Origin of the sequence: Stenotrophomonas chelatiphaga (assembly GCF_032054965.1) — a bacterium.
Taxonomy (GTDB): domain Bacteria; phylum Pseudomonadota; class Gammaproteobacteria; order Xanthomonadales; family Xanthomonadaceae; genus Stenotrophomonas; species Stenotrophomonas chelatiphaga.
The window spans coordinates 1-17703 of record NZ_DAMBRS010000011.1 but is presented as its reverse complement, the minus strand read 5'-3'; the positions used below and the strand labels follow the sequence as shown (position 1 = coordinate 17703).

The 17703-nt window shown below is 67.9% G+C and carries 17 protein-coding genes; 9 read left to right on the top strand and 8 right to left on the bottom strand.

Annotation, left to right across the window (positions count from 1 at the left end; translation table 11 throughout):
- Nucleotides 1–178 precede the first annotated feature (178 nt).
- The 3 genes from RTX79_RS13450 to RTX79_RS13440 are packed head-to-tail and all read left to right on the top strand — an operon-like array spanning nucleotide 179 to nucleotide 2573.
- Nucleotides 179–1438, top strand: coding sequence for a sensor histidine kinase (locus RTX79_RS13450; protein ID WP_057507363.1), 1260 nt, complete (start codon nucleotides 179–181; stop codon nucleotides 1436–1438).
- Nucleotides 1428–2198, top strand: a complete 771-nt coding sequence (locus RTX79_RS13445) for a LytR/AlgR family response regulator transcription factor (protein WP_057507362.1) — start codon at nucleotides 1428–1430, stop codon at nucleotides 2196–2198. Before RTX79_RS13450 ends, RTX79_RS13445 begins: the two co-directional genes overlap by 11 nt.
- A gap of 33 nt (nucleotides 2199–2231) precedes the next feature.
- Complete coding sequence (locus RTX79_RS13440; RefSeq protein ID WP_312684276.1) at nucleotides 2232–2573, top strand: hypothetical protein; 342 nt, start codon at nucleotides 2232–2234, stop codon at nucleotides 2571–2573.
- Between the two features lie 39 nt (nucleotides 2574–2612).
- Here RTX79_RS13440 and RTX79_RS13435 read toward each other — a convergent pair whose 3' ends face one another.
- Complete coding sequence (locus RTX79_RS13435; protein WP_057507360.1) at nucleotides 2613–3227, bottom strand: hypothetical protein; 615 nt, start codon at nucleotides 3225–3227, stop codon at nucleotides 2613–2615.
- Between the two features lie 317 nt (nucleotides 3228–3544).
- Here RTX79_RS13435 and RTX79_RS13430 point away from each other — a divergent pair, with 317 nt between their 5' ends.
- Complete coding sequence (locus RTX79_RS13430) at nucleotides 3545–4462, top strand: oxygenase MpaB family protein (protein ID WP_312684272.1); 918 nt, start codon at nucleotides 3545–3547, stop codon at nucleotides 4460–4462.
- A 27-nt stretch (nucleotides 4463–4489) separates the two neighbouring features.
- Here the strand turns inward: RTX79_RS13430 and RTX79_RS13425 are convergent, their stop codons facing one another.
- On the bottom strand, nucleotides 4490–6607 hold the full coding sequence (locus RTX79_RS13425; RefSeq protein ID WP_312684270.1) for a M13 family metallopeptidase: 2118 nt from the start codon (nucleotides 6605–6607) through the stop codon (nucleotides 4490–4492).
- Nucleotides 6608–6912: 305 nt separating this feature from the next.
- On the opposite strand from RTX79_RS13425, the gene RTX79_RS13420 reads away from it, so the two are divergent.
- The 3 genes from RTX79_RS13420 to RTX79_RS13410 all read left to right on the top strand — a co-directional run bounded on the left by RTX79_RS13420 (nucleotide 6913) and on the right by RTX79_RS13410 (nucleotide 12637).
- A complete protein-coding gene (locus RTX79_RS13420) occupies nucleotides 6913–9870 on the top strand; it encodes a bifunctional diguanylate cyclase/phosphodiesterase (RefSeq protein ID WP_312684266.1) in 2958 nt (985 codons plus the stop codon).
- A gap of 194 nt (nucleotides 9871–10064) precedes the next feature.
- A complete protein-coding gene (locus RTX79_RS13415; RefSeq protein WP_312684263.1) occupies nucleotides 10065–10874 on the top strand; it encodes a DODA-type extradiol aromatic ring-opening family dioxygenase in 810 nt (269 codons plus the stop codon).
- A gap of 116 nt (nucleotides 10875–10990) precedes the next feature.
- Nucleotides 10991–12637 carry a Na+/H+ antiporter gene (locus RTX79_RS13410; protein WP_123700312.1) on the top strand — a complete coding sequence of 549 codons (1647 nt, stop codon included), beginning with the start codon at nucleotides 10991–10993 and terminating at the stop codon, nucleotides 12635–12637.
- A 70-nt stretch (nucleotides 12638–12707) separates the two neighbouring features.
- On the opposite strand, the gene RTX79_RS13405 is transcribed toward RTX79_RS13410, so the two are convergent.
- Nucleotides 12708–12959, bottom strand: a complete 252-nt coding sequence (locus tag RTX79_RS13405) for a DUF3297 family protein (RefSeq protein ID WP_042612769.1) — start codon at nucleotides 12957–12959, stop codon at nucleotides 12708–12710.
- 147 nt (nucleotides 12960–13106) lie between these two features.
- Between RTX79_RS13405 and RTX79_RS13400 the strand changes: the two genes are divergently transcribed.
- Nucleotides 13107–13649, top strand: coding sequence for a DUF6630 family protein (locus tag RTX79_RS13400; protein ID WP_312684251.1), 543 nt, complete (start codon nucleotides 13107–13109; stop codon nucleotides 13647–13649).
- A gap of 21 nt (nucleotides 13650–13670) precedes the next feature.
- On the opposite strand, the gene RTX79_RS13395 is transcribed toward RTX79_RS13400, so the two are convergent.
- The 5 genes from RTX79_RS13395 to msrB all read right to left on the bottom strand — a co-directional run bounded on the left by RTX79_RS13395 (nucleotide 13671) and on the right by msrB (nucleotide 16982).
- Nucleotides 13671–13949 (bottom strand): DUF4031 domain-containing protein, encoded by a 279-nt coding sequence (locus RTX79_RS13395; protein ID WP_123700313.1) that lies wholly within the window; start codon nucleotides 13947–13949, stop codon nucleotides 13671–13673.
- A 17-nt stretch (nucleotides 13950–13966) separates the two neighbouring features.
- On the bottom strand, nucleotides 13967–14530 hold the full coding sequence (locus RTX79_RS13390; protein WP_312684247.1) for a hypothetical protein: 564 nt from the start codon (nucleotides 14528–14530) through the stop codon (nucleotides 13967–13969).
- 63 nt (nucleotides 14531–14593) lie between these two features.
- On the bottom strand, nucleotides 14594–15556 hold the full coding sequence (motB, locus tag RTX79_RS13385; protein WP_312684244.1) for a flagellar motor protein MotB: 963 nt from the start codon (nucleotides 15554–15556) through the stop codon (nucleotides 14594–14596).
- Between the two features lie 3 nt (nucleotides 15557–15559).
- Entirely contained in the window at nucleotides 15560–16414 is an 855-nt protein-coding gene (gene motA, locus RTX79_RS13380) for a flagellar motor stator protein MotA (RefSeq protein ID WP_312684242.1), read from the bottom strand.
- Between the two features lie 100 nt (nucleotides 16415–16514).
- Entirely contained in the window at nucleotides 16515–16982 is a 468-nt protein-coding gene (gene msrB, locus RTX79_RS13375) for a peptide-methionine (R)-S-oxide reductase MsrB (RefSeq protein WP_042612775.1), read from the bottom strand.
- Between the two features lie 126 nt (nucleotides 16983–17108).
- On the opposite strand from msrB, the gene RTX79_RS13370 reads away from it, so the two are divergent.
- Nucleotides 17109–17519: a classical arabinogalactan protein 4 gene (locus RTX79_RS13370; protein ID WP_123700316.1), complete on the top strand. Its 411-nt coding sequence runs from the start codon at nucleotides 17109–17111 to the stop codon at nucleotides 17517–17519.
- Nucleotides 17520–17703 lie beyond the last annotated feature (184 nt).

The following is a 17703-nucleotide window of genomic DNA, read 5'->3' as shown; positions in this document are numbered from 1 at the left end:
CACCCACCGGGGCTGGGCTGACGGCCAGCGGCCGTCACTACCGGGGCTGGGTTGACGGGCGGCGGTCGTCACTGCCGGGGCGGGGTTGGTCGGCGGATTCAGGGCTTTCGTCGCCCGGTGCTTGCGGTGGTGGGCTGGCGCACTATGCTCGGCCCATCCTTTCGTGAAGGCGGTTCCCGTGTTTCCCAGCGTCTCCCTGATCTTCCGACACCTGTTGGCCTGGACGGCGGCGCTGATCGTGGCCGGCATGGTCTGGAGCGGGCTCTTCAGCGGCATGAACGATGGCCCGGGCTGGGTGTTCGGGCTGCTGGCGATGTTCCTGATGCTGTCGGCGCTGGGCAGTGCGATCACCCATGTGCGGCGGGTGTGGCTGGTGGCCGGCAAGCTGGACGGCAGCACGCTGTCCAGCCGCCAGCGGCGGCAGATCGAGCTGCCGATGGACGCCGGCCCGGCGTTCGCGCTGCTGGAATCGGCAATCGCCGAACTGCCGCGGGTGGAGGATATCGAGAGCGCATCGGGCAGCCTGCAGGTGCGTGCCTACGTGCGCCGGGTGGATCCCTGGAATGGCCGCCAGCCTTCGCGCTGGAACCTGCCGGCGCGGCTGGCGATCAAGCGCAACAGCATCCTGGCCACGATCACCCCGGGGCAGGGCACCAGCACGGTGACCCTGTTGTTCGAACCCGATGCCGGCTGGTGGGCCGACCTGCTGGCGCTGGACGAGGGCAGCAACTACGAGAATGCCGAGGCGGTGACCCGTGCCGTCAGCCGCCGCGTGGCCGACCAGCGTCGCGACGAACAGGCCGCCGCCGAACAGACCCACGTGGAAAAGGAGCTGTCGGTCGCGCGCTTGAACCTGCTGCACGCGCAGGTCGAACCGCACTTCCTGTACAACACGCTGGCCAATGCGCAGGTGCTGACGCGCACCGATCCCGCGCGTGCCGACGTGATGCTGGGCCACCTGATCCAGTACCTGCGCAGCTCGCTGCCGAGCATGGACGAGTCGGTGTCCACGCTGGGCGTGGAGCTGGAGCGCACCCGTGCCTACCTGGAAATCCTGCGCATCCGCATGGGTGCCCGGCTGGGCGTGGAAGTGCAGGTGCCCGATGCACTCCATGGCGTGCGGCTGCCTTCGATGGCGCTGCAGACGCTGGTGGAAAACGCGGTCAAGCATGGCCTGGAACCCAAGCCCGGTGGCGGCACGATCTGGATCATCGCGCGGGCCTTCGATGACCACGTCACGGTGACCGTGGCCGATGACGGCTTGGGCTTCGGCCACGGCACCAGCGGCACCGGCATCGGCCTGAAGAACCTGCGGGAACGTCTGCGCCTGACCTGCGGTGAGCAGGCCGGCGTGGCGATCGTGGCCAATTTCCCCAGCGGCGTGGCCGCCACCATGACCCTGCCGCAGGCCGCCAAGGAGCCCCGACATGCCGCTTGATGCCTTGATCGCCGAAGACGAAGAGCTGCTGCGCAGCGCGTTGGTGGAGCAGCTGCGCCGGCTGTGGCCGGAGCTGCGCATCGTGGCCGAGTGCGAGGACGGCGCCAGCGCGCTGGAGCAGCTGGCCGAGAAACAACCGGACATCGCCTTCCTGGACATCCGCATGCCCGGCATCAGCGGCATCCAGGTGGCACGCGCGCTGGGCGAGCTGAGCCCACGCACGCAGGTGGTGTTCGTCACTGCCTACGACCAGTACGCCATCGATGCCTTCGAACAGGGTGCCATGGACTACCTGCTGAAGCCGGTCAGCGACGAGCGCCTGCTGGCCACGCGCGAGCGCCTGCTGGCGCGCCTGCCGGCGGCGCGCAACGACGATGCGGTGCTGGAGCGCCTGCTGCAGCGGCTGGGCACCGGGCAACCGCGTGCCGACACCCCGCCACTGGCCTGGATCACCGCAAGCAATGGACGCGATACCGTGCTGATCATGCTCGAAGACGTGGTGTATTTCCGCGCGGACAACAAGTACACCACGGTGGTGACGGCGGCCGGCGAAAGCCTGTTGCGCACGCCGTTGCGCGAGCTGCTGGAGGCGCTGGATGCGCGCCAGTTCCGGCAGGTGCATCGCTCCACCATCGTCAACATGAAGGCCGTGGCGGCGGTCAGCCGCGATGACACCGGACGCGGCGTACTGCGCCTGCGCGACCGGCCTGAAACGCTCTCCGTCAGTCAACCGTTCATGAGCCTGTTCCGCGGCATGTAACACCGCGCCGGGCCAACCAGGAAGGACCGTGCCATGCGTTATCTCACCACCGTGCTGAGCTGCCTGCTGTCGTTGTTCGGTTGCCAGGACAAGGTCACCAGCACCTCGATCACCCGTATCAGTGAACAGGGCATCGACCAGCTGTTCAGCCGCACCTCGGTGCGTGCGGAAAGCGCGTCGTTCGAATGCGTGCGCAGTGCCAGCGGGCGCTGCTATTACCAGGTCTTCAAGGAGACCTGCGACGGCCAGCACCACTGCGAACGCGGCATGCTGCAGGCGTTCGACATCCGCGCCGGCCACAGCCAGAAACGCGCAGGCCTGCCCACCGGCTTCAAGACCTGCGTCAGCAACAGCACCACCGCGCCCTGCCAGTAACCGTGAGGAAGGGACGGAGGGGATCCGTCCCGTTCCTGATCAGAAGGCGGGCTGCAGGGTGAGGTCGCGGTGACTGCTGGTTTCGCCGACATGGTTGAGGCGACCGACCAGTTCGCTGTGCTGCCGCATGCGCCCGATCTCGGTCATGATGCGGATGTCTTCGTGGCGCAGTTCGCGCTTTTCGGTGACGGCCTGCTTGTAATCCAGCACTTCCGGATAGTGTTCGGCCATGCCCAGCGCATCGGCCACGCATTCCACGCTGTCGGCGCTGGAGGTGATGCGCGCGCGGCTGTTGAAGGCTTTCATCCAGCGTTCGAAGCCGGCCTGCTGGTCGAACATGTTGGCCATGAACCAGATCACGAACAGGATCGAAACCCACGAGCCGATGATGATCACCACGCGGGTAAAGGTGATATGGAAGTCGTCGCGCCAGAGGTAGTTGGCGATCAGCCCCAGGATCAGCAGCGAGGCGGCCTGCCAGCCGACGATGGACGCCATCAGCCATTGGCACTTCGCCTGCGCCAGTACAGCCACCTCGTCGCGGATCTGCTGCTCGCTCATGCCGCGCCAATGGGCCACCTGTTTTTCGAACGGGCTGTGGTACAGCTCGTTGTCGCGCAACAACAATCCTAGACCTTTGAACAAAGCAATCATGGCGGGCTCCCTGTTGGAACGTGCGGCGATGCGTTGGACCGGTGAGGCGGATTCAGTTCTAGCACTTCCAGCGGGCGGCGCAATAAGGGCGGTGCGAAGACCGCGTGTGCGCCCGGGCTGAATACGCCGGGGGTGGAATGGTGTGATGCGACGCAGCATCAGCTGGACGCCCTGCGACAAGATGTCGCAGTGTGAATCGTGCTGCGGCCGCACATCCGCGATCGCGGTGAAGCACGTGAGGTGCCCGGTCATCGCCGATGACCCACAATGGGCCGGAAACGCGCAATCTGCGCCAATCAGGAATCCAGGTCCGCCGCATGTCTTCACCGTTGAATCCACTGACCGCCCCGATCCGGCGCTGGGTGCTGGACGCCTTTCCGCGCGGCCAGAGTGGCATCGACTATGACCACCCGGCCGGCGACCCCGGCTGGTTCGGACCGGACAGCATGACCTGGCGGGTGCATGCGGAACTGCCATCGATGCTGGCCGGCGGGCTGTGTGCGTTGATGCTGCAGCTGCTGCATCCGCGTGCGCTGGCCGGGGTGTATGACCATTCCAACTTCCGCGAGGACCTGGTCGGCCGGCTGCGCCGCACCACCGCCTTCGTGGCCGGCACCACCTATGCGCCCACGGCCGAGGTGGAAAAGCTGGTGGCGCGGGTGCGGCGCATCCATGCCAGCGTGCGCGGCAGCGTGGATGGGGTGGCCTATGCGGCGGATGATCCGGAGCTGCTGACGTGGGTGCACGTGACCGAGGCCTACGGGTTCCTGCAGGGTTTCCGCCGTTACGGGCGTGCGGTGCCCGGGCCGCTGGCCGACCGTTACTACGATGAATACCGGCGCGTGGCCGAGGCGCTGGGCGCGACCGGCGTGCCACGCAGCGAGGCGGAAGTGGATGCGTGGTTTGCCCGGCAGCAGCCACAGCTGCGCCTGGACGGGCGGGCCCGCGAGGTGCTGCAGGTCCTGCAGTCGGTGCGGCTGCCGGTACCGGTGCCGGGCGTGTCGCGCGACGTGTTCCTGGGCGCGGCGGCGGCACTGCTGCCGCCGTGGGCAGGGGAGATGCTGGAGCAGGGCACGCGGCAACGGCTGCAGGCACGCGCGTCGATGCGGCTGCTGCAGGGTGCAGCGCCGCTGTTCCGGCGTGCGCTGCCGGATGGCCTGGCCAGCCGCGCGTGTGCGCGGATGGGGGTTGGGGTGGGGGTGTTGAAAGCGTGGCCGAAGGGCAGTGACGACTGACAGTCGTCATCGACCTGGGCCCGCTTGTTACCAGACCTTGACGCGCTTTTCCGGTGCCAGGTACAGCTTCTGGCCTTCCTTGACATCGAAGGCCGGGTACCACGCATCGAGGTTGCGCACGGTCAGCGCACGGAACTGGCCGGGTGCGTGCACGTCGGTCAGCAGCGAATTACGCAGCGCCTGCTCGCGGCTCTTGCTGCGCCACGCCTGCGCGAAGCCGAGGAAGAAGCGCTGGTCCGGCGTGAAGCCTTCCAGCGTCTGGCCGGGCTTGCCCTGCAGCGACAGCTGGTAGGCATCGTAGGCGGTGCCGAGGCCGGCCACGTCGGCGATGTTCTCGCCCAGCGACAGGCGTCCATTGACGTGCACGCCGGGGAACGGCTCGTAGCTGCTGAACTGCGCCGCCAGCGCGTCACCGGCCGCGTTGAACTTCTCCAGGTCCTGCGGCGTCCACCAGTTGTGCAGGCGGCCGGTGTCATCGAACAGGGCGCCGGCGTTGTCGAAGCCATGGCTGATTTCATGGCCGATCACCGCGCCGATGGCACCGTAGTTCACCGCATCGTCGGCCGCACCGTCGAAGAACGGCGGCTGCAGGATGGCGGCCGGGAACACCAGGCGGTTTTCCAGCGGCACGTTCATCGCATTGATGGTCTGCGGCAGCATCGCCCACTCACCATGGTCCGGCGCCTTGCCCAGCTTGGCCAGGTTGCGCTGGTACTCGAACTGTTCGGCGCGTTGTGCATTGCCCAGCGGGTCGTCGCGCTTGATCTCCAGGCCGCTGTAGTCGCGCCAGCTGTCCGGGTAACCCATGCCGACCTTCAGTCCGGCGACCTTGGCCTTGGCGCTGGCCTTGGTCTGCGGCGACATCCAGTCCAGCGCATCGATGCGCTTGCCGAACGCGGCGATGATGTTCTTCGCCATCTCGTCGGCGCGCTCCTTCGTCCTGGCGTCGAAGTGCTTTTCCACGTAACGCTTGCCGATGGCCTCGCCGATGGCATGGTTGGCATCGTCCACCGCGCGCTTCCAGCGATCACTCTGCTGCGGGGTGCCGCTCAGCGTGGTGCCGTGGAAGGCGAAGCGCGCATCGGCGAACTTCTTCGGCAGGTAGGGCGCGGCGCGGTCGAGGGCGTGGAAGGTCAGGTAGTCCTTCCAGACGTCCAGCGGCTCGGTGGCGACCAGCCGCGACAGGCCGGCGACGGCCTTGGGCTGCCAGACGATGAAGTCCTGCTGCTGCGACAGTCCCGAGGCCTCCAGGAAGGCCGCCCAGTCCATGCCCGGTGCCTTGGCGCTGAAGTCGTCGCGCGTCCACGGGTTGGCCCCCTTGGCCACGTCGTTGGTTTCTTCCTGGGTGGCGTGCGCCTTGGCGATCTTGGTTTCCAGCGCGACGATGCGCTGCGCCTTGGCGCCGGCATCGGCAACGCCGGCCAGCGTCAGCACTTGGCCGATGTACTCCTGGTACTGCCTGCGCAGCTCGGCCATGCGGCCATCGCCCAGGTAGAAGTCACGGTCGGGCAGGCCCAGTCCACCCTGCACCAGGTAGGGCGCGGTGCGTGCCGGCTGCAGCAGGTCCACCGATACCCACAGGCCGAACAGGCGGTCGGTATAGAAGTTGGTGGCGTTGAGCAGGTCCACGTCGGCGCGTACGTCGGCGCCCAGCGCGCGGGCCAGGGCAGCCTTGTCGGCCAGTGCATCGATCGCCTGCAGCTGCGGCTGCACCGGTGCCAGCCCACGCTGTTCAATCCCGGCTTCGTCCATGAAGGCGGCGTAGTAATCGCCGATCAGCTTGTCTTCGCCGCTGGCCTGCGCGTTGTTGGCCGCCCCTTCCAGGATGGCGCGGGTGTCGGCCTGGGTCTTTTCGGCGATCACGTTGAAGCTGCCGAAGCGCGAACGGTCGGCCGGGATTTCGGTGTTCTTGACCCAGCTGCCGTTGGCGAAATCAAAGAAGTTGTCACCGGCGGCGATGCTGCGGTCCATGCCGTCGGCGTCGAAACCGAAGCTGCCCAGCTGCGGCTTGGGCGCCTGCGCGGCTTCTGCCTGCGGGGGAGCCTCGGGGGTGGCCGGGGGATCATCGCCGCCACAGGCCGCCAGGGAAAGGGACAGGCTGGCGGTGATCGCCAGCAGCAGGGGAGCGCGACGCAACGTAGGCATGGAGTACTCGGGCGACGGGAAACGGCCAGTCTAATCCCTGCCGGCGGGGCTGGTTGCAATGGCAACCGTACCGAAAGCGGGGGTCGCCTGTGCCGGATGTGGCTGAACAGGGGCGGACACTCTTCCTGTCGTCATCGACGTGATGCATGCTGCACGAGGGGGCCGGGAGGAAGCGCGTTCGACGCGGAACCGCCGGCGAGAAGACAGCACGGTCAAGAAAGTCGATCCGCGGCCGCTTAGGTGTGGATCACAGGAAAACGTTCGCGCATGAGAGCACCTGGCCACTACCGCCGACGTTGCCATCGATGGCCGCACTGAGCCGCATGCTGGTTCGGCCGCAGCGGGCCCTGTTATGGGGTGGAATGCTGCTGGGCCTGCTGTTCGCCGCCGGGCTGGCGACGATGCTGGCCAGTGACTTCCAGCGCCGCCTTGATGTTGCCCAGCGCCAGAGCCGCACGTTGGCGGTGGGCAGCCAGCGCCTGCTGTGGCTGGAAATGCGCAACCTGGAACGGGCGATGCAGGGCGTCGGCGCGGACGCTGCACAACTGTTCCGCAGCGTGCCCGCACAGGCACCGGACCTGCTGGACCAGAACATCGCCGGCGTGCTGCACCGGCATGCCGAACTGGACAGCATCGTGGTGGTGGACCAGCACGGCCGCGCGCTGACCAGCGGCGTCGGCGACCTGCAGCTGCCGCTGTGGGTGGACGGGCAACGGCGTGGCCGCGGCAGTGACCTGTACCTGGGGCCGCCGCAGCGACGCGATGGCCTGAACTGGGTGCTGCCGCTGGCCCTGCAGCTGGAACAGGATCGCTGGCTGCTGGTGCGCCTGCATACCAGCGAGCTGCAGCGGATCATCGGCGGGCTGGACATCGGCACGCGTGGGGTGGTGTCGATCAGCGATGTGGAAGGCCACGTGCTGGCGCGATCCCCGATGGACGGCAACGTGGTGGGGCAGCAGTTTCCGTTGGCCCACCGACAGGCGCTGGGCAGTGACGCGGTGCGTTCGCTGGGCGTGGAAACGAGCCCGATCGACGGGGTCGCGCGCATATCGGCGATGAGCACGCTGCATCAGTATCCGCTTGCGGTGTATGCCGGGCTGGGCCATCGCGAAGTGCTGGCCGCATGGTGGCCCTACGTATACGCCTCGGTGGCGATGTTCCTGCTGTACTGCGGGCTGCTGGCCGGCCTGGTGTGGGGCATCGGCCGCGCGGCGCGGCGGCAGCATGTGCTGGCCGAAGAACTGCGCACCGGCCACGCCGAACTGTTGCTGGCCCACCAGGTAGGCCATGTCTGCACCTGGCACGTGGACGAAGACGCCTGCCAGTTGCACTGGTCGCCGCTGGCACGCGAGATTTTCGGCGTTGACGTCGATGCGCTGCCCTTGTCCGAGTTCTTCCACCGTGTGCACCGCGAGGACGGCGTGCGCATGCAGGCGGCCTTCGACCGGGCCTTCGCCGGCGATGCCGTGCTGGATGAAGTGTTCCGCATCGTGCTGCCGGGCGGCGATGTCCGCTGGGTGTCCGCGCGCGGTCGGCGCGTGGTGATCGGTGATCGCCAGCGGCGGATGATCGGCGCCCTGACCGACATCAGCGAGCGCTACCTGGCGCGCGAGCGCGCCGACCAGGCCGAGCGCCAGTTCCGCCTGCTGTTCGACCGCAATCCAGCGCCGTTCTGGGTGTTCGATCCCGATACGCTGCGCTTCCTGGAGGTCAACCAGGCTGCGATCAGCCAGTACGGCTATACCCGCGAAGAATTCCTGGCGATGAGCATTCTCGACATCCGCCCACGCGAAGGCTGGGACGAGATCCGCGGTGCCATCGCCGAGGCCCGCGTTGGGGAAGCCGCGGACGCGAAGATCCGGCTGCACCAGCGCAAGGATGGATCGGTGTTCGAGGTGCGTGCGCATCTGTCGCGGCTGGATTTCGACGGCCACCCGGCCTGCCTGGTGCTGGCCGAGGATGTCAGCGAGCGCCTGGCCTACGAGCGCGAACTGGCCTACCACGCCAGCCACCACCCGCAGACCGGCCTGCTCAATACGCGTGCGTTGGCCGAGGCGCTGGACGAATGCGCCGGCAGCTACACGGTGGCGTTCATCCAGCTGCGGGGCCTGCGGCTGATCTCCGATGCGCTGGGCAGCGACATCGGCGACGCCGTGCTGCAGGCGATGGCCACGCGCCTGGGGGGACTGGGCGCGCGGTTCGGCTGGCTGGCGTTCCAGCCGGCGGAAGATTTCGTGTTCGCCTTCAGCGATGCGCACGATGCGAAGAACGCGTTGGATGCACTGGTGCAGATCGTGTCCGAGCCGGTGCGCGGGCAGGATTCGCTGCACCAGTTCGAGCCGAGCATCGGCGTGGCCGTGCACGCGCCCGGCGACGGGCTGCTGGCCGCGCAGGTGATCGGCATGGCGGCGCAGGCCGCGCACAGTGCGCGTGCCGAAGGCGATGTACTGGCGCGCTTCGACCCCAGCGTCAATGCACGGCTGGCCGAGCGGTTGCGGCTGGCCGGCCGTATCCACAACGCCATCGATGCCGAATTCGAGCTGTATTTCCAGCCGATCTGCCATGCCAGCGATGGCACGCCGGCCGCGCTCGAGGCGCTGCTGCGCTGGCCGCAGGCCGATGGCAGCTTCATCCCGCCGGGCGATTTCATCCAGCTGTGCGAAGACACCGGCCTGATCCTGGCGTTGGGGCGCTGGGTGATCCGCGCGGCCGCGCAGGCCCAGCGGCAACTGGTGGATGCCGGCTGGGCCGACCTGCCGATCGCGGTGAACGTGTCTGCAGTGCAGTTCTTCAACAGCGACCTGGTCGGCGAGTTCGGCCGCGCGATGGAGGAGTTCGGGCTGGCACGCGGTGCGTTGCAGGTCGAGCTTACCGAAAGCAGCCTGATGCGCAAGCCGGCCCAGGCGATGCAGACCATGCAGCGCCTGCACGAACAGGGCATCTGCGTGTCGCTGGACGACTTCGGCACGGGGTTCTCCAGCATGTCCTACCTGCAGCATCTGCCGCTGGACATCCTGAAGATCGACCGCAGCTTCGTGGCCGATGTGGAGATCAACCCGCGCAACGCGTCGATCTGCCGGGCGCTGCTGTCGCTGGGTCACAGCATGGGCCTGACCATCATCGCCGAAGGCGTGGAGACGCCGGGGCAACTGCAGTGGCTGGCCGCGCATGGCTGCGACCAGGTGCAGGGCTACCTGCTGGGCCGGCCGGCCCCGTTGAAGACGGTGATCGAGCAGTTGGACGCGGTGGAAGTGGTGCTGTAGCGCCGAGCCGTGCTCGGCGAGCGCCCCGCGCGGTGCAGGACTCCCGCCGAGCATGGCCTCGGCGCTGCCGGGCAGCAGGCCGCGCCGGCAGTGGGGCCATTGTTCCTGTTCCTGCAACAAACCGACTCGATGCGCCGTATTTTTCGCGCGGGCTGCTGGCCATAAGCTGCGATGAGTCCTTCGAGGAGTCCGCCATGAGCCGCCTGCCCAGCCTGTACATCTCGCATGGTTCGCCGATGACCGCGCTGCAGCCCGGGCTGGTTGGCCAGCGGCTGGCCGAGCTGGCGGCCGACCTGCCACGCCCGCGCGCCATCGTCATGGCCAGCGCGCACTGGCTGAGTGCGCAACCGCTGGTGGGGGCGCATCCGCTGCCACCGACGATCCATGATTTCGGCGGCTTCCCGGATGCGCTGTACCAGCTGCAGTACCCGGCGCCGGGTGCGCCGGCGCTGGCGGCCCAGGTGCAGCAACTGCTGGTCGATGCCGGCCTGCCGGCGCGGCTGGATGCCGGCCGCGGACTGGACCACGGCGCCTGGGTGCCGCTGCGCTTCCTGTTCCCGGACGCCTCGATCCCGGTGGTGCCGCTGTCACTGCAGCCGCAGCTGGGCCCCGCCCACCAGTTCGCGCTGGGCAGGGCGCTGGCGCCGCTGCGCGAACAGGGCGTGCTGCTGGTGGGATCGGGCAGCATCACCCACAACCTGCACGATTTCCGTCGTTACCAGGACGGCAAGGAAGCGCCCTATGTCCGGCCGTTCATCGGCTGGGTGGAGCAGCGCCTGGCCGACGACGACGTAGGGGCACTGCTCGACTACCGGGCCCGGGCGCCGGGGGCCGTGCAGGCGCATCCCAGCGACGAGCATCTGCAGCCGCTGCACTTCGCCATGGGCGCGGCAGGCGAGGGCGGACTGGGCGCACGACGCATCGACGCGGGCATCGATGCCGGCATGCTGGCGATGGATCTGTACCGCTTCGACGGCGCCGGCGGTTTGCTGTCGCCCCGCTGAGCCCATGCGATGCAGGCGTGGGCCTGATCGCCGGGGTGTGCTAGTTTTTTCCGGTTACTGGCGCCTTGGCCGCATGGCCATCCCTCCCCTCGTTGGCGCCGTCATCTGGATGATGCATGCACACCATTGAAGTGGTCCTGGCGATGCTGGTCGCCGTCGTGGCCAGCGGTTACCTGGTCCGCGTCCTGCCGTTTTCGCTGCCGTTGCCGCTGGTGCAGATCGCGCTGGGCGCGGTGATTGCCGGTGTATTCAACCGCGGGCACGAGCTCGACCCGGACATGTTCTTCCTGCTGTTCCTGCCGCCGCTGCTGTTCCTGGACGGTTGGCGCATCCCCAAGCAGGGCCTGTTCCGCGACAAGGGCGCGATCCTGGAACTGGCCTTCGGGCTGGTGGTGTTCACGGTGATCGGTGCGGGCCTGCTGATCCACTGGATGATCCCGGTGATGCCGCTGGCGGTGTGCTTCGCGCTGGCGGCGATCATTTCGCCGACCGATCCGGTCGCGGTTGGCGCGATTGCCTCCAAGGCGCCGATTCCGAAGCGGCTGATGCACATCCTGGAAGGCGAATCCCTGCTCAACGATGCCTCCGGCCTGGTCTGCTTCCGCTTCGCGGTTGCGGCGGTGATGACCGGTTCGTTCTCGCTGGCCACCGCTTCGATGACCTTCCTGTGGGTGGCCGCGGCCGGCCTGGCGGTCGGCGTGGCGGTGACGCTGGGCGTGTCCACCTTCCAGCGCTGGCTGTGGCGCCGCTTCGGCGAAGAGCCCGGCGCGGCGATGCTGGTCAACCTGCTGATTCCGTTCGCCGCCTACCTGCTGGCCGAAGAAATCAACGCATCGGGCATCCTTGCGGCGGTGGCGGCGGGCATCACGATGAGCTACGTGGAGCTGACCGGCCGCGTGTCCGGCAGCATGCGCGTGCAGCGTTCGGCGGTGTGGAACATGCTGCAGTTCAGCTTCAACGGCATCATGTTCGTGCTGCTGGGTGAACAGCTGCCGGGCATCGTGGAGCGCGCCGTGGCCACGATGAGCGAGAGCGGCCACCAGAGTCCGTGGTGGCTGGCGGTGTACGTGATCGTGATCAACCTGGCGCTGATCCTGCTGCGCCTGCTGTGGGTATGGCTGTCACTGCGCTGGAACCTGCTGCGGGCACGCCGTCGCGGCGACGAGCAGCGCCAGGCACCGAACTGGCGCATCGTGGTGGCGACCTCGGTGGCCGGCGTACGCGGGGCGATCACCCTGGCCGGCGTGCTGACCCTGCCGTTGTTCCTGCCCAGCGGCGATCCGTTCCCGGCGCGTGACCTGGTGATCTTCCTGGCCGCGGCGGTGATCCTGTTCTCGCTGGTGGGCGCCAGCGTGGCCCTGCCGCAGCTGCTGAAAGGCCTGCAGTTGCCGGCCGATTCGGGCGAGCGCAAGGAAGAGGACGTGGCGCGCAAGCTGGCGTCCAAGGCGGCGCTGGCCGGGGTGGAGCGGATGCGCCAGCAGCTGGTGCTGAACCAGACCACCGACAACGTGCAGCTGTACAACGATGCGGCGTCACGGGTGAGCCTGCTGTACCAGCGCAACCTGGAAAAAGAGCATGGTCCGGATGCCGATCCGGAGAAGGTGCGGCGGATGGAGCGCGGCTACCGCCAGCTGCGCGGCGCCGGGCTGACCGCCGAGCGCGAGGAGCTGTTCCGGCTGACCCGCCGCGGGGTGATCTCCGATGAGATATCACGCAAGCTGATCCGCAACCTGGACCTGCTGGAATCGCGGCAGCGCGAGTAGCGCCGCGCCTGCGACGGCCCGCAGGATGCCGGTCAGGACGACCGGCATCGTCATGCTCGGCGGATCTTGATCAGGCCTGCGGCTTCAGGTCGAGGTAGCGGACTTCGACGCTGCCCTTGATCTTCAAGGTCATCGGGTTGCCGCGACGGTCGCGGGCCTTGCCGGCCTGCACGCGGATCCAGCCTTCGCTGACCGAGTATTCTTCGACATCGGTGCGTTCGACATCGTTGAAGCGCACGCCGACGCCGCGCTCCAGCGCCTGCGCATCGTGGTGGGGGCTGGCCGGGTTGATGGCCAGGTGGTCGGGAGGGGTATCGCTCATTTCAGCTTCACTGTGACGGCCACCAAGGCCGGCTTCATGGAGTGAAGGATACCTGTACGCGGCGCGCGACCCAACGCCGATGCTTCCGGCGGCGTCCGCCAGGCCTCAGAATGCGTGTCACAGCACCATGACCGCAGGATCCCGAACATGCCCGACAACAGCGATTATTTCGACTTCGAAGAAGACGCCCACGACTACGACGAGGACGATTTCGAGGCGCGTGCGTGGAACCTGCTGGTGCTGATCAATCCCGGCGACGAAGAGCTGGCGCTGGCCCAGTTCAACCGCTGGCGCGAGCTGCTGGCTGACCAGGGCGAGCCGTTGGAGCCGGACAGCGACTGGATTCCGCCACTGTTCACCGCGATCGGCTGGCAGAGCGGCTTCGAGGTGGAGCGCGATGACCTGGAATCGCTGATGTCGGCGGTCAACGAGCTGTCTGCGCGCTTCAACCTGCAGGTGGACTGGGGCGGCGACCTGGACGACGAAGACTTCAGCGTCGGGCTGGACGGCGTGCAGCTGATGTCCACCGCCTTCGACCGCCTGCGCGAAAACAATTACACGCTGTGGAGCGTGGACGCCGGCAGCGATGGCTTCACCGGCTGGATGGCGCTGACCCGCGACGACGATGCGATGCTGGCGCTGTGTTCGCTGCTGAACGTGGAAGTGCGGCTGGGCAGCGATCCGTTCTGAGCGCACCGGAGCCGGCGCCCGTTACCCGGGCTGGTACTGCGCGCGGGCATTGGCGATCACCGCCTTGAGCCGTTCGCGGTCGGTATGCCGGGAAATCGGCTGCGCGCCGAGCACGATCGCCTGCGCGCGCAAGGCCACGGTGACATCGTAGTGCGCGCCGCTGGATTTGTTCTGGAACGCTCGGCGCGGGATGCCGAGCTGCGCCGCCATCGCGTGCAGCTCGGCCAGGGTGTCGGCCATCAGGTGGGCCCAGCGCTGTCCGCGCCAGGCCTGTACTGCGTCGTCGACGTAGACCGTCACCGGGGTCCCGAAGCCCTTCAGGCCTTCGGCTTGTCGTCGGCGTCGGCGTCGGCGTCGGCATCGGCCGGTGCCTCGGTGGCCGCCTCGGCGTCGCCGCCTGCAGCCGTCTCGCCAGCGTCGGTGCCGGCATCGGCATCGGCATCGGCATCGGCATCGGCATCGCCCTGCGCGGCCTCGCCTTCAGCGGCGTCTTCGGCATCGATGTTGTCGAACTCGGCGGCCAGCTGGTCCAGGTAGGCGTCGGCGTCCAGTTCCTTTTCGGCGGCCATGATCTTGATCAGCTCGCCCAGGCCTTCGGAGTACTGCAGCTCGACCTTGCGGCCTTCCTTGCCCTGCACGTTGGCCAGGTGCTTGAGCATGGCCAGCATCGGCATCGGATCATCGGCGTTGCCCATGGTCTGGCCGCCGATCGACAGCAGCCACTGGCGGCCCTGCAGGCCGATCGCCGCGACCACCTGGCCTTCTTCGTTGGTCAGCACGGCGTGGTTCTGTACCTGCTGCTGGTCGCTCAGGCGGGCGAAGGCGCGCTTGGGCTGCTGCTTCTTGCGCTTGTCGCGCTTGGCTTTGGAAAGCTTGGACATGGTGGGAGCCTGAAAAAAGGGAAGGCCGCCATTGTAATGGCCCAGCGCAGGGCGCGCTTGGCGCTACGGCGCGGCGTCGCCCACCACGGCCGGCACCTGCGCGGCCTGCACGTCCGGATCGGCCACGGCGGCGGACAACGCGACCGGCGAGCCGGCGCCTGCCAGCGCGGAGGCTTCGGCATCGCGGGTCATCACCACGATGCTGATGCGGCGGTTGATCGGGTTGGCCGGGTTGGTCTTGTCGAACAGCACCGAAGAGGCCAGCCCCACCACGCGGGTGACCTTTGCCTCATCCAGCCCGCCATCCACCAGCGCGCGGCGGGCCGCATTGGCGCGGTCGGCGCTGAGTTCCCAGTTGCCGTAGCCGTGCTGGGTGCTGTACGCGGCGGTGTCGGTGTGGCCGGTCAGGCTGATCCGGTTCGGCACATGGTTCAGGTAATTGGCCAGTTCGCGCAGGATGGTCTGCGTGTACGGCTTCAGTGCCGACCCGCCGAGGTCGAACATCGGCCGGTTCTGTTTGTCCACGATCTGCACGCGCAGCCCTTCCGGGGTCAGGTCGAGCAGCAGCTGGTCCTTGAACGGTTCCAGCGCCTGGCTCTTGCTGATCGCTTCGGTGAGTTCCTGCATCAGCGCTTCCAGCTGCTTCTTCTCCTGCTGGCGCGTATCGGGGTCGACCGCCTTGGGAATGCTTTCCTGCTGGTTCTGGAAGGGATCATTGCTGGTGCCACGGCTGACATCGGCCGCCCCGCCCAGCTTGATCATCGAGGTGCTGGCGCCGCCCGGCCCGGCCATGCCCGGTGCCGGGGTACTGCTGGTGCCGGACAACGGGCTGGGATTGCGGAAGTATTCTGAAATCGCGCCGCGCTCGGGCTTGCTGGTGGACGCCACCAGCCACAGCACCAGGAAGAAGGCCATCATCGCGGTGACGAAGTCGGCGTAGGCCACCTTCCACGAGCCGCCGTGGTGGGCGGCGTGGCCCTTCTTCTTGACCCGGCGGACGATGACGGTGGGCTTGGTCTCGCTCATGGCTTACTTGACCGTCTTCAGGTGCTGCTCGAATTCGGAGAACGCCGGGCGCACGTCGGACGGCAGCGTCTTGCGGGCGAATTCCAGCGCGATCTTCGGGTTGTAGCCGCGCAGGCAGGCCAGCAGGGCGGTCTTCACCGATTCGTAGATGCGGCTGTCCTGCTCGGCGCGTGCTTCCATCGCCGCGGCCATCGGGCCGACGAAGCCGTAACCCAGCAGGATGCCGAGGAAGGTGCCGACCAGCGCGCCGGCCACGTGCGCGCCGACTTCCTCGATCGGGCCGCCGATCGAGCCCATGGTGATCACGATGCCCAGCACCGCCGCCACGATGCCGAAGCCGGGCAGGCCGTCGGCCACCTTGGTGATGACCTGCGAGGGCGCCAGCGCTTCTACATGGTGCTTGTCCAGCTCCAGCTCCAGCAGCGGTTCCAGTTCGTGCGGTTCGATGTTGCTGCCGATCATCAGGCGCAGGCAGTCGGTGATGAAGTCGACCAGGTGGTGGTCGGCCTGGACCTTGGGGTAGTTGGCGAAAATGGGACTTTCGCCGGGCTTCTCGACGTGGTCTTCCAGTGACATGAAGCCTTCGCGGCGCGCCTTGTTGAGCAGCTCGTAGACCAGGCTGAGGACGTCGATGTAGTCCTGCTGCTTGTAACGCGGGCCCTTGAACACGGCCACGCTGGCTTTCAGGGTCTGCTTGACGGTCTTTGCCGGGGTGCCGACCAGGAACGCGCCGACGGCGGCGCCCCCGATGATCACCAGCTCATACGGCTGCCAGAGCGCGCCCAGTCGTCCGTGGGCGCCGAGATACCCACCGAGCACGCTGGCGATGACGACGAGGAAGCCGATGAGGATGAGCATGGACGCGACGCAGGGAGAGGGGGTAACTCCCTAACGGCGCGTTCACGCGATTTCTGAAGAGGCAATGTGTGAAATCCGTCGGCGGGCGTGCCGCCGCGGATCAACCCGCTGGTTCGGCTTCGGCGCCGCCCCGCTGCAGTGGATCGTCATACGACGCGCCGTTTTCGGTGAACGAAAGTGAGACGGAGTTCAGGCAGTGGCGCTCGAAGGTGGGCGGCGGGCCGTCCGGGAACACATGGCCCAAGTGGCTGCCGCAGCGGGCGCAGGTGATTTCGGTGCGGATCATTCCATGGCTGATGTCGCGGATCTCGCGCACGTGTTCCGGGGCGAACGGGGCGAAGAAGCTGGGCCAGCCGGTGCCCGAATCGAACTTGGTGCTGGAGCGGAACAGCGGCAGGGCACACAGCCGGCAGCAGTAGACGCCATCGCGCTTGTTGTCGAGGAACACGCCGCAGAAGGGCGCTTCGGTACCGTGCTGGAGCAGCACGCGGGCCTCGTCGGGGCTGAGCGAGGATTCCAGTGCCTGGCGCTGTGCGTCGGTCGGGGGCGTGAGGTCGAAGGCGCTCATGCGGTATCTCCTGGGGGATGCCTGCGGAGATGGGGACGCCGCGCCGGGCATGCAAGCGCGGGCGTTGTTCATGGGAGGCACACGGGGGACGGCGCACGCTGCGCTGAACTACTGCCGGGGCCTGCCATGAAGCGTTCATTGTTCCTGCTGTCTGCGTTGCTGCTGCCGGCGCTGGCGTCGGCGCAGCTGGCGTCGCCGTCCAGCCCGACGGCGACCCGCAGTGCGACCACGGTCAGTCCGCCGCCACCGCCGCCGGCGCCCCAGCCGCCGCGCGCGGTGCAGCCTGCGCCGCCGTCACCGGTGCAGGCTCCGCGGCCGATAGCGAGCCCGCCGCCGGCGGCCGGGCCGATCCGCAGCACGGGGCCGGCGCAGGTCGTGGCGCCCCCGGCGAGCACGGCACCGGCGAAGGTGTATGACCGCGATGGGCGGATCATTCCGGGGGTGAAGCCGGCCGGTCCGAACCGGGTGTTCGATTCGCGCACGGGGCGGTATCACGACAGCGTTCCGCAGGGTGTCGATTCCCGGGTCAAGCCGTAGGGGTGGGTTGGGTTGGTTGCCGGGCTGCGCCCGGCACCTGCTTGCTTACAAGCTACCGCCACGGCAACGGCAAACGCTGTGGGGCTGTTGGGTTGGCGGGGCGGGGTGGGTTGGCGGGGGACGGCAAGGGCCGCATCCATGCGGGCCTCGTTTCGCGCCATCCATGGCGCTCAACGCCCCCGCC

What these genes read in the sequence shown, in the direction of transcription:
- RTX79_RS13445 (WP_057507362.1), top strand. Translation starts at nt 1,428, where the DNA reads ATGCCGCTTGATGCCTTGATCGCCGAAGACGAAGAGCTGCTGCGCAGC.
- RTX79_RS13440 (WP_312684276.1), top strand. Translation starts at nt 2,232, where the DNA reads ATGCGTTATCTCACCACCGTGCTGAGCTGCCTGCTGTCGTTGTTCGGT.
- RTX79_RS13435 (WP_057507360.1), bottom strand. Translation starts at nt 3,227, where the DNA reads ATGATTGCTTTGTTCAAAGGTCTAGGATTGTTGTTGCGCGACAACGAG.
- RTX79_RS13430 (WP_312684272.1), top strand. Translation starts at nt 3,545, where the DNA reads ATGTCTTCACCGTTGAATCCACTGACCGCCCCGATCCGGCGCTGGGTG.
- RTX79_RS13425 (WP_312684270.1), bottom strand. Translation starts at nt 6,607, where the DNA reads ATGCCTACGTTGCGTCGCGCTCCCCTGCTGCTGGCGATCACCGCCAGC.
- RTX79_RS13420 (WP_312684266.1), top strand. Translation starts at nt 6,913, where the DNA reads ATGGCCGCACTGAGCCGCATGCTGGTTCGGCCGCAGCGGGCCCTGTTA.
- RTX79_RS13415 (WP_312684263.1), top strand. Translation starts at nt 10,065, where the DNA reads ATGAGCCGCCTGCCCAGCCTGTACATCTCGCATGGTTCGCCGATGACC.
- RTX79_RS13410 (WP_123700312.1), top strand. Translation starts at nt 10,991, where the DNA reads ATGCACACCATTGAAGTGGTCCTGGCGATGCTGGTCGCCGTCGTGGCC.
- RTX79_RS13405 (WP_042612769.1), bottom strand. Translation starts at nt 12,959, where the DNA reads ATGAGCGATACCCCTCCCGACCACCTGGCCATCAACCCGGCCAGCCCC.
- RTX79_RS13400 (WP_312684251.1), top strand. Translation starts at nt 13,107, where the DNA reads ATGCCCGACAACAGCGATTATTTCGACTTCGAAGAAGACGCCCACGAC.
- RTX79_RS13390 (WP_312684247.1), bottom strand. Translation starts at nt 14,530, where the DNA reads ATGTCCAAGCTTTCCAAAGCCAAGCGCGACAAGCGCAAGAAGCAGCAG.
- motB (WP_312684244.1), bottom strand. Translation starts at nt 15,556, where the DNA reads ATGAGCGAGACCAAGCCCACCGTCATCGTCCGCCGGGTCAAGAAGAAG.
- motA (WP_312684242.1), bottom strand. Translation starts at nt 16,414, where the DNA reads ATGCTCATCCTCATCGGCTTCCTCGTCGTCATCGCCAGCGTGCTCGGT.
- msrB (WP_042612775.1), bottom strand. Translation starts at nt 16,982, where the DNA reads ATGAGCGCCTTCGACCTCACGCCCCCGACCGACGCACAGCGCCAGGCA.
- RTX79_RS13370 (WP_123700316.1), top strand. Translation starts at nt 17,109, where the DNA reads ATGAAGCGTTCATTGTTCCTGCTGTCTGCGTTGCTGCTGCCGGCGCTG.